The sequence below is a fragment of the Phyllobacterium sp. genome (assembly GCF_037994425.1).
Lineage (GTDB): Bacteria > Pseudomonadota > Alphaproteobacteria > Rhizobiales > Rhizobiaceae > Phyllobacterium.
On sequence record NZ_JBBNAM010000019.1, the window covers coordinates 1 to 15,009 of the forward strand.

General features: G+C 58.7%; 15 protein-coding genes. 4 read left to right on the forward strand and 11 right to left on the reverse strand.

The annotated features are described in order from the left end of the window. Positions 1–47: 47 nt before the first annotated feature. Together AAAB35_RS00840 and mepA are read right to left on the reverse strand one after the other, a co-directional pair. Entirely contained in the window at positions 48–476 is a 429-nt protein-coding gene (locus tag AAAB35_RS00840; RefSeq protein ID WP_340666358.1) for a methylglyoxal synthase, read from the reverse strand. Between the two features lie 119 nt (positions 477–595). After that, positions 596–1,561 carry a penicillin-insensitive murein endopeptidase gene (mepA, locus tag AAAB35_RS00845; RefSeq protein WP_340666369.1) on the reverse strand — a complete coding sequence of 322 codons (966 nt, stop codon included), beginning with the start codon at positions 1,559–1,561 and terminating at the stop codon, positions 596–598. A gap of 180 nt (positions 1,562–1,741) precedes the next feature. On the opposite strand from mepA, the gene AAAB35_RS00850 reads away from it, so the two are divergent. Then, complete coding sequence (locus AAAB35_RS00850; protein ID WP_340666359.1) at positions 1,742–2,782, forward strand: zinc-dependent alcohol dehydrogenase family protein; 1,041 nt, start codon at positions 1,742–1,744, stop codon at positions 2,780–2,782. Positions 2,783–2,794: 12 nt separating this feature from the next. Here the strand turns inward: AAAB35_RS00850 and AAAB35_RS00855 are convergent, their stop codons facing one another. From AAAB35_RS00855 to AAAB35_RS00865, 3 genes are read right to left on the reverse strand one after another with little or no spacing between them, the layout of a single operon-like run. After that, entirely contained in the window at positions 2,795–3,664 is an 870-nt protein-coding gene (locus AAAB35_RS00855) for an SDR family oxidoreductase (protein WP_340666360.1), read from the reverse strand. Then, on the reverse strand, positions 3,664–4,806 hold the full coding sequence (gene queG, locus AAAB35_RS00860; protein ID WP_340666361.1) for a tRNA epoxyqueuosine(34) reductase QueG: 1,143 nt from the start codon (positions 4,804–4,806) through the stop codon (positions 3,664–3,666). Before queG ends, AAAB35_RS00855 begins: the two co-directional genes overlap by 1 nt. A 58-nt stretch (positions 4,807–4,864) precedes the next feature. Continuing rightward, a complete protein-coding gene (locus tag AAAB35_RS00865; protein WP_340666370.1) occupies positions 4,865–5,557 on the reverse strand; it encodes a glutathione S-transferase family protein in 693 nt (230 codons plus the stop codon). Positions 5,558–5,730: 173 nt separating this feature from the next. Here AAAB35_RS00865 and AAAB35_RS00870 point away from each other — a divergent pair, with 173 nt between their 5' ends. Next, entirely contained in the window at positions 5,731–6,537 is an 807-nt protein-coding gene (locus AAAB35_RS00870) for an undecaprenyl-diphosphate phosphatase (protein ID WP_340666362.1), read from the forward strand. A 76-nt stretch (positions 6,538–6,613) separates the two neighbouring features. Here AAAB35_RS00870 and AAAB35_RS00875 read toward each other — a convergent pair whose 3' ends face one another. Further along, a complete protein-coding gene (locus tag AAAB35_RS00875; RefSeq protein WP_340666363.1) occupies positions 6,614–7,582 on the reverse strand; it encodes a complex I NDUFA9 subunit family protein in 969 nt (322 codons plus the stop codon). A 122-nt stretch (positions 7,583–7,704) separates the two neighbouring features. Then, positions 7,705–8,721, reverse strand: a complete 1,017-nt coding sequence (locus AAAB35_RS00880; RefSeq protein WP_340666371.1) for a LacI family DNA-binding transcriptional regulator — start codon at positions 8,719–8,721, stop codon at positions 7,705–7,707. Between the two features lie 444 nt (positions 8,722–9,165). On the opposite strand from AAAB35_RS00880, the gene AAAB35_RS00885 reads away from it, so the two are divergent. Next, entirely contained in the window at positions 9,166–9,753 is a 588-nt protein-coding gene (locus AAAB35_RS00885; protein WP_340666364.1) for a hypothetical protein, read from the forward strand. A 74-nt stretch (positions 9,754–9,827) separates the two neighbouring features. Here AAAB35_RS00885 and rpsA read toward each other — a convergent pair whose 3' ends face one another. From rpsA to aroA, 4 genes are all read right to left on the reverse strand, one after another. Further along, complete coding sequence (gene rpsA, locus AAAB35_RS00890) at positions 9,828–11,528, reverse strand: 30S ribosomal protein S1 (protein ID WP_340666365.1); 1,701 nt, start codon at positions 11,526–11,528, stop codon at positions 9,828–9,830. Positions 11,529–11,649: 121 nt separating this feature from the next. Then, positions 11,650–12,288 carry a (d)CMP kinase gene (gene cmk / locus AAAB35_RS00895; RefSeq protein ID WP_340666372.1) on the reverse strand — a complete coding sequence of 213 codons (639 nt, stop codon included), beginning with the start codon at positions 12,286–12,288 and terminating at the stop codon, positions 11,650–11,652. A gap of 344 nt (positions 12,289–12,632) precedes the next feature. Next, positions 12,633–12,977, reverse strand: coding sequence for a hypothetical protein (locus AAAB35_RS00900; RefSeq protein WP_340666366.1), 345 nt, complete (start codon positions 12,975–12,977; stop codon positions 12,633–12,635). Positions 12,978–13,062: 85 nt separating this feature from the next. Next, positions 13,063–14,418, reverse strand: coding sequence for a 3-phosphoshikimate 1-carboxyvinyltransferase (gene aroA / locus AAAB35_RS00905; RefSeq protein ID WP_340666367.1), 1,356 nt, complete (start codon positions 14,416–14,418; stop codon positions 13,063–13,065). Positions 14,419–14,650: 232 nt separating this feature from the next. Between aroA and AAAB35_RS00910 the strand changes: the two genes are divergently transcribed. Beyond that, positions 14,651–15,009: TIGR02300 family protein (locus AAAB35_RS00910; protein ID WP_340666368.1), on the forward strand; the 359-nt coding region annotated here is incomplete at its 3' end.

The window sequence follows — 15,009 nt, forward strand, 5'->3', positions numbered from 1 at the left end:
ATCTTGGATCATACGCCTTTAACAATATTGCTGCACGCGCGTTGCACTCAAACGGTGGACGGCGCACTAATCGTGTTCCCTGCCGCATCGTCACGCAGCAATCCTCGTTTTTGTACCAGAACCTCGGCCGTCGCCCGGTTTAACGCCATCGGTATGTCGTAGACGCTGCCGAGGCGCATCAAGGCCTTGACGTCGACGTCGTGCGGCATCGGTGACATGGGATCGACGAAGAAGATGAGGCCGTCGATTTTGCCTTCGGCAATGAGCGCGCCGATCTGCTGGTCGCCGCCAAGCGGTCCGCTTTTGACGCGCCGGATATTGAGCGAAGGGCAGGCCTCCTGGATCAGCCCGCCGGTCGTACCCGGGGCAACAATATCGCACGGCGCCATCAACTTTTCGTATGTACGGGCGAACGCCACCATGTCGGCCTTTTTTTGGTCGTGGGCGATCAGCGCGAGGCGAAAAGGCTGTGTCATTAAATCTCTGTCTTGGGTCCGACCCTAAATCGATTGAAACCCTATACTCAATTCATGACAGCATGAAAAGGCCGCGCCAAAAAAAGTCCAGCGAAAGGAAGAAGCCGCGTGGAGCGGCTTCAGGGCTTCTGCCCGGGAATGGGTGCGTCGTCGGGCAGCGGGTCATCGTCCGGAGCAAAAGCGGCAGCCGGCGCGGTGACCCTCGCGGGCGCGGCGACGGTTCCGCCCGACCCGTAGGTGACCTCCGCGGCCGAGTTCGGCCCTGGAGCGTTGAGAACCTGCGCGCACACCTTGGGCAGGTCCGAGAGCATCATGACACGAGGTTTGACCGGCTTGGCGGGTTCGGGCTTCTTCTTCCATGGTTCGTCGGTGAACCACCATGCGAGCGACTTGCCGCAACCATCATCACTGCCAATCGGTTCCTGTGGCTTGCAGTTGGGCGAACCGGGCTGGCATTTGATGCGCACGTGGAAGTGGTAATAGTGACCCCAATAAGGACGTATCTTCGCCATCCAGCTGCGATCGCCCTGCACGCTGTCGCAGAGCTTTTTCTTGATGCCGGGATGAACGAAGATGCGTTCCACTTCCGGGTAGCTCGCGGCGCGCTTCAATAGCGCTGTACGGGATGCCGTCCATTTGTCCGGGTCCACATAGAGTGTATCGCCCTTGAGCATTGATGTGGCTTCCACGGTTTCACGCTCCTGGTCGGTGAACCGTCGCTTCGGCATCGGCGTCAGCCAGATATCGGCGTCGAGACCGACCTGGTGCGAGGCGTGGCCCGTGAGCATCGGCCCGCCGCGCGGCTGCGAGACATCACCAACGAGCAGGCCCGGCCAGCCATCCTTCGCAGTGGCATCGCGCGCCAGTCGCTCCAGTAGGCCGATCATGCGCGGATGGCCCCAGCGCCGATTGCGCGATAGACGCATCACCTGCCATGCGGGTCCGTCCACCGGCAAAGCGACACCGCCGGCAAGGCATCCCTTGGCATAAAATCCGTCGGATTGAGGTGCGCCGAGCGCGGGCAGGGTCTGTGCTCCAAACAATTGCTTGGCCGGACCGTCTTCTGCGATGGCGCCGGCCGTCATGTTGAGCGAAACGAGCGCGCCGAATATCGAGCGCAACAGGGCTTTCGGTGTCATGATGGCTATCCCACACGTGATCCCGCAAATTTGCACTGAGGATCGGGGCTTTATGATGGCCAGATTCGCCGCCAAGTCGCAATATGCGATCGAAATCCTGCCTCTGATTCGAAGGGAGTTACCACCATGCGAGCTGTCGTCTTCGAGAAATTCGGCGCGGCGCCACGCGTAAAGAACGTTGCAGATCCGACGCCCGCGGACACAGGTGTCGTTATTAAGGTCGAAGCGACTGGCCTGTGCCGCAGCGATTGGCATGGCTGGATGGGACATGACGCGGATATCGTCCTGCCACACGTTCCGGGTCACGAACTTGCAGGAACGATTGCGGCGATAGGCAAGCACGTCACGCAATGGCAAGTCGGCCAGCGGGTGACCGTACCTTTTGTCGGCGGCTGCGGTCATTGCTTCGAGTGCAATTCCGGCAACCATCAGGTCTGCGAGAACCAGTTCCAGCCGGGATTTACCGCCTGGGGTTCCTTTGCCGAATATGTGGCCGTCGATTACGCAGATACCAATCTTGTCGCCTTGCCGGACTCTCTCGATTTCGCCACGGCGGCAAGCCTCGGCTGCCGGTTCGTAACTTCGTTCCGCGCCATTGTCGATCAGGCGAAAGTCAAGCCGGGCGAGTGGATCGCCGTGCACGGCTGCGGTGGGGTTGGACTTTCGGCGATCATGATCGCGACCGCCATGGGCGCCAATGTCGTGGCGGTCGACCTTGCCGACGAGAAACTCGCCCTCGCGAAAGCGCTGGGTGCGGTGGCAATCGTCAATGGGGCCGAGACGAAAGATGTCATCGGCGCGGTCCGCGAAATCAGTAAGGGCGGCGCACATGTATCGATCGATGCGCTCGGCCATCCTTCGACCTGCTTCAACTCCGTCGCCAATCTGCGTCGCCGTGGCCGTCACGTACAGGTCGGCCTGATGCTCGGTGAGCATGCCCACGCGCCGATACCCATGGACAAGGTTATTGCCCACGAACTCGAGATATATGGCAGCCACGGCATGCAGGCGTTCCGCTACAAGGCGCTGATGGACATGCTCGATGCGGGAAAGCTGCAACCACAGAAGTTAATAGGCAAGGAGATTACGCTTGATGACGCTCCGGCCGCGCTCATGGCCATGGACCGGTTCGAGGGAACCGGCATCAATGTGATCACGACGTTTTAGACTTACCCCCTGCTAACGCCAGGTGTGGCCGCGCCACATAGCCGAAAAGGCGGTTCCATAGTCGGGGTAGCGGAACGTATAGCCAAGCCCCTTGATCCTGGCATTGGATACGCGCTTGTTCTCACCGTAGAAGGAACGCGCCATCGGTGTGAGCGGCGCATTTTCGAAGTCGGATTCCTCCGGCGGCTCGACGCCCATTAACTCGGCCGCGTAGGCGACTACATCCTGAGGCGGTGCCGGTTCGTCGTCCGTGATGTTGAAGATGCCGGGTTCGTTGCGGGTGGCGAGAAAGCGGAGAGCTCCGGCAATATCATCGACATGGATGCGATTGAAAACCTGTCCCGTCTTGTTGAGGCGGCGCGCGGTGCCGTTCGTGAGATTGACGAAAGCGTTGCGGCCCGGTCCATAGATACCAGCAAGGCGCAGAATCGCGAGCGGCACTTCGCGACGGTTGGCAAGTTCCTGCCAGCCCTTTTCCGCTTCGACGCGCTCGGCGGAACGGGCCGAGACGGGGTGGCAGGGCGTCGTTTCGTCGACCCAGGCCCCGCCATGATTGCCGTAGACGCCGACCGTCGACAGATAGCCGATCCATTGCAGCTTGGACATCGAGCGCATGATCGTGGGAGCGAACTGAGCCAACACGGGATCGCCGCTTTGACCAGGTGATGTCGAAACGACGAGATGCGTCACGCTTGCGAGCGCATCGATGATCTCCTGCGAGGCATGTGTGCCGTGGAAAAGGTAGGGTGTTATGCCGTCCTGCTTCAGTGCCGCAAGTTTTGCCGTGTCGCGCGTCGTCCCGCCGATAAAGTCCGCTTGACCGGCCATGACCTTGGCGAATGCGCGTGCCGAGTATCCGGCCCCGAAGAGAAAAATCTGCATTATTGATTTTTCACAGCATTCCGCCATTCGGTCAAGACGTCCGTATCCTCCTCTCTTGCTGCATGGCGAATTCTCAGGGCAGAAAAACGGCTTGGCTCCACAAGCTCGCCAAGCGCCCACACCGCGGCGCCGCGCACCAATGGCGAAGTATCGCTGAGACGCGCCTCCACCAACTCGACCAGCGCGGGTTCACCTGAATTGCCGCAGGCGATCAACACGTTGCGAATAAAGCGATCGCGGCCGATGCGCTTGATCGGCGAGCCGGAAAAGAAGTCGCGAAATGCCACGTCATCGAGACCAAGAAGCGCGGCGAGGCGCGGCGACCGCAAATCGTCGCGCGCCTTCAACTTTGCTTCGCGAGCATTTGCCGCGAACTTGTTCCAGGGACACACGGCGAGGCAATCATCGCAGCCATAGATGCGATTACCCATCGCCTTGCGGAATTCGAGCGCGATCGGTCCCTTATGCTCGATCGTGAGGTAAGAGATGCAGCGTCGTGCATCGAGTTGATAAGGGGCCGGGAATGCCTGCGTCGGGCAGATGTCAAGGCAGGCCCGGCACGAACCGCAATGGTCGGGCTCGGGTTCATCCGCGGGCAACTCTGCCGTGGTGAAGATCGTCCCGAGAAACAGCCAGGATCCGTGGGTACGACTGACGAGGTTGGTATGCTTGCCTTGCCAGCCGAGGCCGGCAGCTTCGGCGAGAGGCTTCTCCATCACAGGCGCGGTATCGACAAAGACCTTTACGTCTTCGCCCGCCGCGCGGGAAACGAAGCGGCCGGCAATGCCCTTGAGCTTGCCCTTGATGACGTCGTGGTAATCGCGGTTCTGCGCATAGGCCGAGATCGCCGCTCTGTCCCGTTTCGCAAGCTGGGCAAGGGGATCACTGTCGGGCCCGTAGTTCATCGCAAGCACGATGACAGAGCGCACCAATGGCCATAACGCATCCGGCCTTGCGCGTCGCAGGGCCGTTTCCTCCATCCATTCCATCGTCGCGTGGCGGCCAAGCGCAAGATACTGGCGCAACCGTTCTTCGGCCTGCGGAATAGCATCCGGCCGTGTCACGGCGACAAGATCAAAGCCGTGCACCCGCGCTTCATCGAGAATGAACTGCTTCAATTTCTGCGATTGATCGGCACGCATCTAGCAAAGTCCTGTGGACGATACGAAGCTCTTCGCAAGAAGCTTGCAGCCGTTCGCCTCAGAAATCCAGATCACCGTAATGCGATGAGGGCGGCAGGCCGCGAACGCGGTCAGAAAGCAGCGGTCGGAACGACGGGCGCGATTTCATGCGCGTATACCAGTCACGCGCGGCCTTGTACTCGGCCCATTTGATCTCGCCCAGATAATCGAGGATTGAAATCGATGACGCCGCCGCCATGTCGGCGTAGCTTGGCGTTGGGCCGGCCAGCCAGTTGCGGGTTGCGGACAGCCAGTCGATATATTTCATATGCTGCGTGATATTGGAACGGGCGGCGCGGATGGCCGTGGAATCGGGCGCGCCGCCGCCCTGCTCGGGCGTCATGTGCAGCTTGAAGATGCGCTCGCGCGCCATGTGGCGCGTTACTTCGTTCTCAAGTTTCGACAGGAACCAATCGATCAGGCGCCGAACCTCGGCGCGGCTCAGCGAATCCTCCGGGAAAAGCCGGCGGCTGCGCTTCAAGGCACCCCGCGTCTCGTCGATATATTCGGCGATGACGGATGCTCCCGAGATTGGCACGTCACCTTCCGCGAGGAGAACCGGAAGCGTTCCTGCCGGGTTGAGCGCCAGGAACTCCTTGCGCCTCGCCCAACTGTTCTCCTCGATCAGTTCCGCCTCTATGTCGTATTCATTGAGGATAAGACGCGCATAACGCGAGCCGGTGGACATGGGATGATGGAAGAGCGTCAGCATCTTTGTATGTGGATCTTTCAAAACTGGCATTTTATTCGGCGCCGTCGTATTTCTCGGCACCGCTTTGAGTCTGCGCCCAAGCTATAGGCGCAAGCGCTTCACGAGACAAGTAAACACGATTTCACCAATAGCCGGTTACCATCCTCGGTCCGGCCCGTCATGAAAGCGATATCATGGAATCACAGACGATTGTCGAAGCCCTTTTCCTTGGTTTGCTGGAAGGGTTAACAGAGTTTATACCGGTCTCGTCCACCGGCCATTTGTTGCTCGCCGGGCATTTCCTCGGATTTGAATCAAACGGCAAGACATTCGAAGTCCTGATCCAATTGGGCGCCATTCTAGCGATCCTGACGGTCTATTTCGGCCGGCTCGTCAAGATCGCGCGCGATCTGCCCACCGATCCAAGGACGCGTCGGTTCGTCGCCGGTGTGCTCATCGCTTTCCTGCCCGCGGTCGTCATCGGAGTTTTGGCACACGATGTCATCAAGACCGTGCTGTTCGAATCACCCATGTTGATCTGCGTGATGTTGATCATCGGCGGCCTGATCCTGCTCTGGGTCGACCGGCTCGAACTGAAGCCGCGCTATACGAATGTTATGGATTATCCATTGTCGCTGTGCCTGAAGATCGGCCTGATCCAGTGCTTCGCCATGATTCCTGGCACGTCGCGGTCAGGAGCAACCATCGTAGGCGCTCTGCTGCTCGGAACGGATAAGCGGTCGGCGGCAGAATTTTCGTTTTTCCTTGCGATGCCGACGATGGCGGGAGCCTTCGCCTATGATCTCTTCAAGAACCGCCACATCTTGACCTTTGACGACGCGTCGCTGATCGTCATCGGCTTCATCGCCGCCTTTGTCTCGGGTGTCTTCGTCGTACGCTATCTGCTTGACTATGTCTCACGCCATGGTTTTGGGCTGTTTGCCTGGTGGCGGCTGGTCGTGGGAACGCTGGGTCTCATTGCACTTATCATCATGCGCTGAGCGTGAACGGCCGTTAACGTCATGGCTAGATCGTCTCCCGAATTCCGGGAGACGATCCCATTAAGTATGACAGACTCTAAGCAGGCTTCTGGGTCGAATACTGTCCATGAACGCGGAAGCGCCAGAGATAAGACGGCAGGATAATCTCGGTTGTTTCCGGCTGGATGCCGAGGCCTTCGAGGGTGCGTCCCTCGGTCTTGGCGGCATGCGACACGACATTGTCGTTCTGCAGGAGAAGGACCTGGTCTCTCGTCAGCATCGGATTGGGCAGCATGCCGAGGATCCGCCCCTGGAGCCGGGCAACCCAGAAAGGCAGCGACACGAACCAGCGCTTGCGGCCGATGACGCGCAGCACGATGTCGAGACACTGTTTGAAGGTCAAAACCTCGTTTCCGCCCAGCTCGTAGGTCTGACCAGGTTTCAAGGTGCCGTCGACCGATCGTGCAATGACTTCTGCGACGTCACCGACATAGACAGGCTGGAACTTCGTATGGCCGCCCCCGATCAGCGGCAGGACAGGCGAAAGGCGCGCCATGTTGGCAAACTTATTGAAGAAATTGTCCTCGGGGCCGAAAACGATCGACGGGCGGATAATAACGGACTCGGGTAAAATGTTGCGTACGGCAGCCTCTGCACGGCCCTTGCTGCTGGCATAGGCCGAAGGCGATTTCGGATCAGCCCCTAGCGCAGACATGTGCGTGAGCGGCACGCCAGCCGCACGCGCAGCTTCCGCGACAGCGCGCGCGCCAAAATCGTGCACGGTGCTGAACTTCTGATTGCCGCCCTCGAACAGCAGACCGACGAGGTTGATCACATAGTCGGATCCGGCGATCGCGCGATCCACTGACCAGCGATAGCGCAGATTCGCCTGGACAGCCTGGATTTGGCCGACGCCGCCGAGCGGCTGCAGATGAAAGGCGAGTTCCGGATGACGAACCGCCACGCGAACCCGGTAACCGCGTTTCGTCAGCGCGCGGACAACATGACGACCAATGAAGCCGGAGCCTCCGAAAACGGTGACGAGTTTTGGCTTGGTGATTGTCATCGAGCTCTCCTATGGAATGAGACCGCGGCCGCGTATTTCCATGCTGTTTACTGCCTTTTGGGGTCAAGGCAAAGGGCCGCTGAGGCGCATTCTTCGCGGCGCGTTGCCGCGCTGACGCGGGTTCATGCGGACATGCGCAGCTTGATTTCCGCATTCAGCAGAATGCGGGACTCTGCGGGCAATTCTGTCTTCGGATCCTGGTCGTCACCGAGTTTGTTAAAGAGGAGTTCGATGGCAAGCCGGCCGATCTCGTTGTAATTCTGCGCCACCGTCGTCAGCGGCGGACACATATATCGCGACAGTGGTTGGTCGTCGTGGCCGGCGACGCGCAATTGGCAATCAGGTCCGCGTCCAACCTTCACGCCCGCCTGGTAGGCGGCCGCCACGACGCCGAATGCGATGCGGTCGTTGGCACAAAGCACCGTATTGGTCGGAAACCCACCTTCCTTCAGGATGCGCTTTGTCCGGTCGAAAGCATATTTTTCGAAGTCCCAGTTGGCATGTTCTTCAATCGGTATAGCGCGAGGTTCGAAATTGAGGTCCGCCATCGCTTCCGTATAGGCGTCGCGCCGTTCGAGCGCATTGTTGTTGACGAGAGCCATGCCGAAATAGCAAGGCGCCTCGCCGGACCGCGTCAGGTAATCGACGATGAGCTTGAAGCTCTGGCGATTATTGGTGCCAACGAAAGCTGATGTCGCGTCAAGGGGTGAATCGACATAGACAAGTGGGATCGAGTCTCCGAGCTTGCGCAGCTTCTCCTGGTGCGATTGCACGCCGAGGGGGCCGATGATGACACCAGCCACATTCATCGACTTGAAGGTTTCAATGGCGCGTTCTTCGAGTGCGGGATTGCCATCGGAACTCAGGACGAATGCAAGATAGCCGGCCTGTTCGGCAATCCCTTCGATGCGGCGGGTGAGGGCCATGTAGAACGTATCGGTCGAGTTGGGCACGATAATGCCGAGAATATTGGTGCGTTTTCGATTGAGGTTGACCGCAAAGATGTTGGGCCGAAACCCTGACTGCTTTACGGCAGCCTCGATGATGGCGCGTGTCGATCTGCGAACCGAATTGGGATCGTTGAAGTATTTCGATACCGTCGGGCGCGACAGCCCAACGAATTCGGAGAAATCTTCCATGGTCTTGATTGGTTTCTTCACCGCCCGGATTCCCTGCTTGCTGTCAGCCTGCACTTCATAAGAAGCCAGGCGTACGGAAATTGCCGCAGATCGTGGCGATGATTTTTTGCTCAAAAGTAAGACGGCGCAATACATCACCTGATTGATGCGCGTGCGTTCAACTTTTTTCGAAACTTGCAACAGACTGACACGCGTCAAGATCTTAATTAGTCCGGATCAATTCCGGGCAACATTACCACGAAACTAATCCATGCGAAGGGCCTCGGCATAATCCTTTTGGATTAGAAGAATTTGATGTCGGGATGCTGGGAAGAACTGGATTTGGTCCTGGAAAGGTACATCTGGAGTGGCGGTTTCCCCTTGTTTCGCGCACGGGCAATTGCATCGATCTAACAGTCGATTAGCATAGGCATGCGAATTTCGGGCTGTGACGGAGGAAATGCTTTGGAAGGCGGCATACCTGATCCCGAAGTCTTCACCCACGTGCGCGTGATCATTGGCATCATTCTGGGCTTGAGCGTTTCACGGCTGCTGACCGGCGTTGCGCGAATCATCCAGCATCCGCAGCGCAAGAACATCTTTGCCGTGCATCTTGCTTGGGTTCTGTTCACGTTTCTTACCGTGGTGCATTTCTGGTGGTTCGAATTCTACCTCCACGAACTCGTCCAATGGACGTTCGAGGCCTACCTCTTCGTCATCTTCTTTGCCAGCATTCACTTCCTTGCCTGTGCCCTGCTGTTTCCAGACAGTATGGAGGGTTATTCCGGCTACGAGGATTACTTCATGTCGCGGAGGTCGTGGTATTTCGGCATATTGATTGTGATTTTCATCGTCGATTTCATCGATACGGCGATGAAGGGAATGGCCCATTTCGGCTCGCTCGGGCCGGAATATCCATTCCGCAATTTGTTTCTGATCGGAATCGCCGCCCTCGGCATCTACCTGCGCCGTCCAAGGGCACAACTTGTCCTTGTCTGCCTGGCGCTCGTCTGCCAGATCGCCTTCATTCTCGTGCAGTTCGATACAATCTGACGGTGACGCCTTGGGCACAGAAAAACCCGCCGGCTCGCACCGGCGGGTTCGTTTTTTTCGGCGCGAAAAGACGCTTAGTTCTTTTCCTGCTTCTTCAGGGCAGCACCGAGAATGTCGCCGAGCGAAGCGCCGGAGTCGGTCGAACCGTACTGTGCGACAGCTTCCTTCTCTTCGGCGATTTCGAGCGCCTTGATCGAAACCTGCAGCTTCCGGGTCTTCTTGTCGAAAGCGATGACGCGGGCGTCAACCTTCTGACCGACCGTGAAGCGTTCCGGACGCTGTTCGTCGCGATCACGCGAGAGGTCAGCGCGACGGATGAAGGTGTCGACGTCGTGGTCGACGAGACGCACTTCGAGGCCACCATCGGTGATTGCAGTGACTTCAACAGTTACGACGGCGTTCTTGCGCAATTCGCCGGAGGAAGCAGCTTCGCCGACCTTGTCGCCGGTAAGCTGCTTGATGCCGAGCGAAATACGCTCCTTCTCGACGTCAACATCGAGAACCTGCGCCTTGACGACATCACCCTTGTTGTACTCTTCGATGACCTGCTCGCCTGGGCGGTTCCAGTCGAGATCGGAGAGGTGAACCATGCCGTCCACGTCGCCGTCGAGGCCAATGAACAGGCCGAACTCGGTCTTGTTCTTGACTTCGCCTTCAACGATCGTGCCGACCGGGAACTTCTCTGCGAACGTCGTCCATGGATTGTCGAGCGTCTGCTTGAGGCCAAGGGAGATACGGCGCTTGACCGGATCGACTTCGAGAACAACGACTTCGACTTCCTGAGTGGTCGAGAGCAGCTTGCCGGGATGCACGTTCTTCTTTGTCCAGGACATTTCCGAAACGTGGATCAGGCCTTCGATGCCGGGCTCGATCTCAACGAATGCACCGTAGTCGGTGATGTTGGTGACGGTACCGGTGATCTTCTTGCCGATCGGATACTTCGCACCGATGCCATCCCACGGATCGCTTTCGAGCTGCTTCATGCCGAGCGAAATACGATGGGTTTCCTGGTTGATGCGGATGATCTGGACCTTGACGGTCTGGCCGATCGACAGGATTTCCGACGGATGATTGACACGGCGCCATGCCATGTCGGTCACATGGAGAAGACCGTCGATGCCGCCGAGGTCAACGAATGCACCATAGTCGGTGATGTTCTTGACGACGCCTTCAACGACCTGGCCCTCTTCGAGGTTCTGGACGATTTCGGAGCGCTGCTCGGCACGGCTCTCTTCGAGGACGGTTCGGCGCGAAACAACGATGTTGCCGCGGCGCTTGTCCATCTTGAGGATTTCGAACGGCTGTGGGTTGTGCATCAGCGGGGTGACGTCGCGGATCGGGCGAATGTCGACCTGCGAACGCGGCAGGAAGGCAACGGCGCCGTCGAGATCGACTGTGAAGCCGCCCTTGACCTGATTGAAGATCACGCCGTCGACGCGTTCGCCACGGTTGAACTTCTCTTCAAGGCGGACCCAGCTCTCTTCGCGACGAGCTTTTTCGCGCGACAGAACGGCTTCGCCAAGTGCGTTTTCGATACGCTCGACATAGACTTCGACGAGGTCGCCCGGCTTGAGCGAGCCGTCCTTGGCCTTGGCACCGAATTCCTTCAAAGGAACGCGGCCTTCAACCTTGAGACCGGCGTCGATGATCGCCATGTCCTTTTCGATGGCGACGATGCGGCCCTTTACGACATAACCTTCAGCAAGGTCGTTGGTGGCAAAGGACTCGGCGAGAAGAGCTTCAAAATCTTCGCGCGTTGGATTGGCTTGAGACATACATACTCCTGGAGTGTCCGGAATATACATCGGACACAGCACCGGTGGTTCGTGTTGCGGATCATTTGCATGCCAACCCGCCCTTTGAAGGGCAATCCGGTGCATGGGATGGCGGCAAATGTTATCGTTTAGAATGCGTGTTTCGCGCCAAGGCCTGATCAATCAGGGTTTTGGCACTGAGAAACGCGGTCTCTATATCCATTTCTGTCGTATCAAGCAAGTGCGCGTCGGCAGCGGGCGTCAACGGTGAGTCGGTCCGGCCCATGTCGCGAGCATCGCGACGGGTGAGATCAGCGAGAATCTCCTCATACCGGGCGGAACCGCCGTTCGACCTGATCTCGTCGAAACGGCGCTTGGCGCGGGCCTCGGGGGAAGCGGTGATGTAGAGCTTTACCGGTGCATCCGGACAAACCACCGTGCCAATATCCCGGCCATCGAGCACCGCGCCGGGCGCGCGGGCGGCGAAATTCTGCTGCGCGGCAACGAGCGTACGGCGCACCGCCGGCATGATCGCAACACGCGACGCGCCTTCGCCAATGTCGTGGGCAGCGAGGACATCGCGATCAAGCTTGGAGAGATCGATGCCGCGGGCTGCTTTCTCGGCAAGGAACTCATCGTCGAGTGGCATGCCCTGGTCCATGAGGGACTTAGCGACTGCGCGATAGGTAAGGCCTGTATCGAGGTGATGATAGCCATAGGCATCGGCGATACGGCGGGCAAGAGTGCCCTTGCCCGAGGCAGCGGGGCCGTCGATCGCAATGGTGAAATGCGTTTGCGGCGCCGGACGGTCCTTTTCATCCTTGTCGAACGCCCATTGCCAGACGGCAAAAAGCACATAGGCGGCGGCAAGCACCAGCGTGGTGATTGGCGTGATACCGATCGTCACGAAGGCAAAGCCCCCGATCGTGGAGAGCGTCGATTCGAGCCAGCCGGGCAGCGACGCGGCTAAATTCTGCAGCAGCGCGTCGATGGTGAAAATGAGGATAAATTGAAAGACGAAGAGCCAGAAAAGCAGCGCAAAGAGACCGAAGCGGACCCTGAGGCCCACCCGTTCGACCGCATATGGAATGGCGACGATGGCAAATGACGTCAGCAGGAAAAACATCAAGCGACCCTTCTCTTGCCCATGATAAAGCCGATGCCGTAGCCGGCGATCGAACCGATCGCCGATGGCAAGAGCAGAAACTGATAGGGCATCCAATCGCTGGCGCCTTCAGCCTCTGCATTCACTGCACCGGATGCAGTGTCAGACACATTCCACGCATAAAGGAAGATCAAGAGCAAAGGAAGCGCAACCCACAGTATTGTTCTGGCGGTACCCGGCCAGGGTCGCGGCTCCTTGCTGGCGATCGTGCCGGCATAGGCGCTTCGTCCCGCCCATACAAGGCACGGGACGCTAGACATCCCATAAAGGAAATACACGGTGAAAGCCGAAAGAAGCGCACTCATTGTGGGATGCACCTTCGCGCCGGGATTTGGCATACTGAAATATTTGCGGAGTGTTCAGATGCAATCATGCGCATTCAACGCCGATCTAGGCAGGGGCGCTAACTTGAGAAATCTCCGCGCCCATCCCAGTCATCATATCCATGAATTCCGGAAAGCTCGTGGCGATCATGGTCGCGTCATCGACCGTAACCGGCTTTTCGGCGGCAAGACCCATAATGAGGAAGCTCATGGCGATGCGGTGATCGAGGTGGGTCTCGACGGTCCCACCGCCGATGCCCTTGCCGTCCGGGCGGCCGCGCACGCTGAGACTTTCTGCGCCTTCAGTGCAATCGACGCCATTGGCTTTGAGGCCATTGGCGACCGCTGAAAGACGGTCGGATTCCTTGACGCGCAGTTCATCAAGGCCATTCATCAAGGTTTCGCCTTCGGCAAAGCTCGCGGCGACTGCAAGGACGGGGTACTCGTCGATCATGGAAGGTGCACGCTCCGGCGGCACGCTGACGCCCTTGAGTTCCGACGAACGGACGCGCAGGTCGGCGACGTCCTCACCGCCGGCAAGGCGGGCGTTCAGGATCTCGATCTTCGCCCCCATCTCCTGCAGCGTCAGGATCAGGCCGGTGCGCGTCGGGTTCATCAGCACGTTGCGGATCGTGATGTCGGAGCCCGGAACAAGCAGCGCTGCCACCAGCGGAAAGGCGGTCGAGGAGGGATCGCCCGGAACGTCAATGACCTGGCCGGTAAGTCTGCCCTGGCCCTCGATACGGATGTGGCGGACGCCGTCCTGGTCGGTATCGACGGAAAGATTGGCGCCGAAACCCTGCAACATCTTTTCGGTGTGATCGCGCGTCATCACCGGCTCGATCACTGTTGTTATTCCCGGCGTATTGAGCCCAGCGAGAAGGACGGCCGATTTGACCTGCGCCGACGCCATTGGCACGCGGTAGGTGATTGGTGCCGCCACCTTGGGACCGCGCAGCGTCAGCGGCAAACGATCGCCTTCCGCGGCTGTGACCTGAACGCCCATTTCGCGCAAGGGATTGAGCACCCTGCCCATGGGACGCTTCGAAAGCGATGCGTCGCCGATAAATGTCGTCTCCATCGCGTAGGTGCCTACAAGGCCCATGGTCAGGCGGGCGCCGGTTCCGGCATTGCCGAAATCGAGCGGCGCCTCCGGCTGCAGAAGGCAGCCATTGCCCGTACCCTCGATGATCCACGCGTCACCATCCCTGGTGATCTTCGCACCCATTGCCTGCATGGCACGGCCGGTATTGATCACATCCTCTCCTTCGAGCAGACCGGTGATTCGGGTCTGCCCTGAGGCAAGGCCGCCGAACATGAACGAACGGTGCGAGATCGACTTGTCGCCGGGAATGCGGATGTCGCCCGAAAGGGCCTTCGAACGACGGGAGGTAGAGGGATGGGGCAATGGCGAATGGGACATGGGCAATCACAAAAGAACGGGGTGGCAGGGTGCGGCCGCGTTCGTAACACAGCTTGCCGATGCGGTCATCTTGCAAATGCATTCGTCGGTGCCGGCTTTTTCGCTTTGACAAATACGCTGAATTGCGTTTATGGGACCAGAAATCCATTTTTGATGAGCGCTTGTATGAACGGTCGGGTTTAAGTCCTGAATGTTGACCGGATGCGAGCGCAGCCAGAACGCGAGGCAAAACGTGGCAAATCCCAAACTTGGCACTAAGCGAGTTGACCCGGATACCGGGCAGAAGTTTTACGATCTGAACCGCGATCCGATCGTTTCGCCGTATACGGGCAAGAGCTATCCGCTCAGCTATTTCGATTCGACGGCGAGCGCTGCGCGCGACGAGGAAGAAGAGGTCGAGACGGAAGAAGTCGACGTCGCGCTCGAGAAGCCGGAATTCGTTTCGCTCGAGGGTGCGGATGCCGACAGCGGCGACGACGTGCCGGATCTCGGCGATGATGTCGATGTCGAGGTCGACGATTCCGATGATGACGATACGTTCCTCGCCGAAGACGAGGAAGACGAAGACGATGACGTCACCGATATCCTTGG

Excerpts from the sequence above, each read along its gene's own strand:
- AAAB35_RS00870 (WP_340666362.1), top strand. The coding sequence starts at position 5,731 with ATGGAATCACAGACGATTGTCGAAGCCCTTTTCCTTGGTTTGCTGGAA.
- queG (WP_340666361.1), bottom strand. The coding sequence starts at position 4,806 with ATGCGTGCCGATCAATCGCAGAAATTGAAGCAGTTCATTCTCGATGAA.
- AAAB35_RS00900 (WP_340666366.1), bottom strand. The coding sequence starts at position 12,977 with ATGAGTGCGCTTCTTTCGGCTTTCACCGTGTATTTCCTTTATGGGATG.
- AAAB35_RS00855 (WP_340666360.1), bottom strand. The coding sequence starts at position 3,664 with ATGCAGATTTTTCTCTTCGGGGCCGGATACTCGGCACGCGCATTCGCC.
- mepA (WP_340666369.1), bottom strand. The coding sequence starts at position 1,561 with ATGACGGCCGGCGCCATCGCAGAAGACGGTCCGGCCAAGCAATTGTTT.
- AAAB35_RS00880 (WP_340666371.1), bottom strand. The coding sequence starts at position 8,721 with ATGGAAGATTTCTCCGAATTCGTTGGGCTGTCGCGCCCGACGGTATCG.
- rpsA (WP_340666365.1), bottom strand. The coding sequence starts at position 11,528 with ATGTCTCAAGCCAATCCAACGCGCGAAGATTTTGAAGCTCTTCTCGCC.
- AAAB35_RS00875 (WP_340666363.1), bottom strand. The coding sequence starts at position 7,582 with ATGACAATCACCAAGCCAAAACTCGTCACCGTTTTCGGAGGCTCCGGC.
- AAAB35_RS00850 (WP_340666359.1), top strand. The coding sequence starts at position 1,742 with ATGCGAGCTGTCGTCTTCGAGAAATTCGGCGCGGCGCCACGCGTAAAG.
- AAAB35_RS00865 (WP_340666370.1), bottom strand. The coding sequence starts at position 5,557 with ATGCTGACGCTCTTCCATCATCCCATGTCCACCGGCTCGCGTTATGCG.
- aroA (WP_340666367.1), bottom strand. The coding sequence starts at position 14,418 with ATGTCCCATTCGCCATTGCCCCATCCCTCTACCTCCCGTCGTTCGAAG.
- AAAB35_RS00840 (WP_340666358.1), bottom strand. The coding sequence starts at position 476 with ATGACACAGCCTTTTCGCCTCGCGCTGATCGCCCACGACCAAAAAAAG.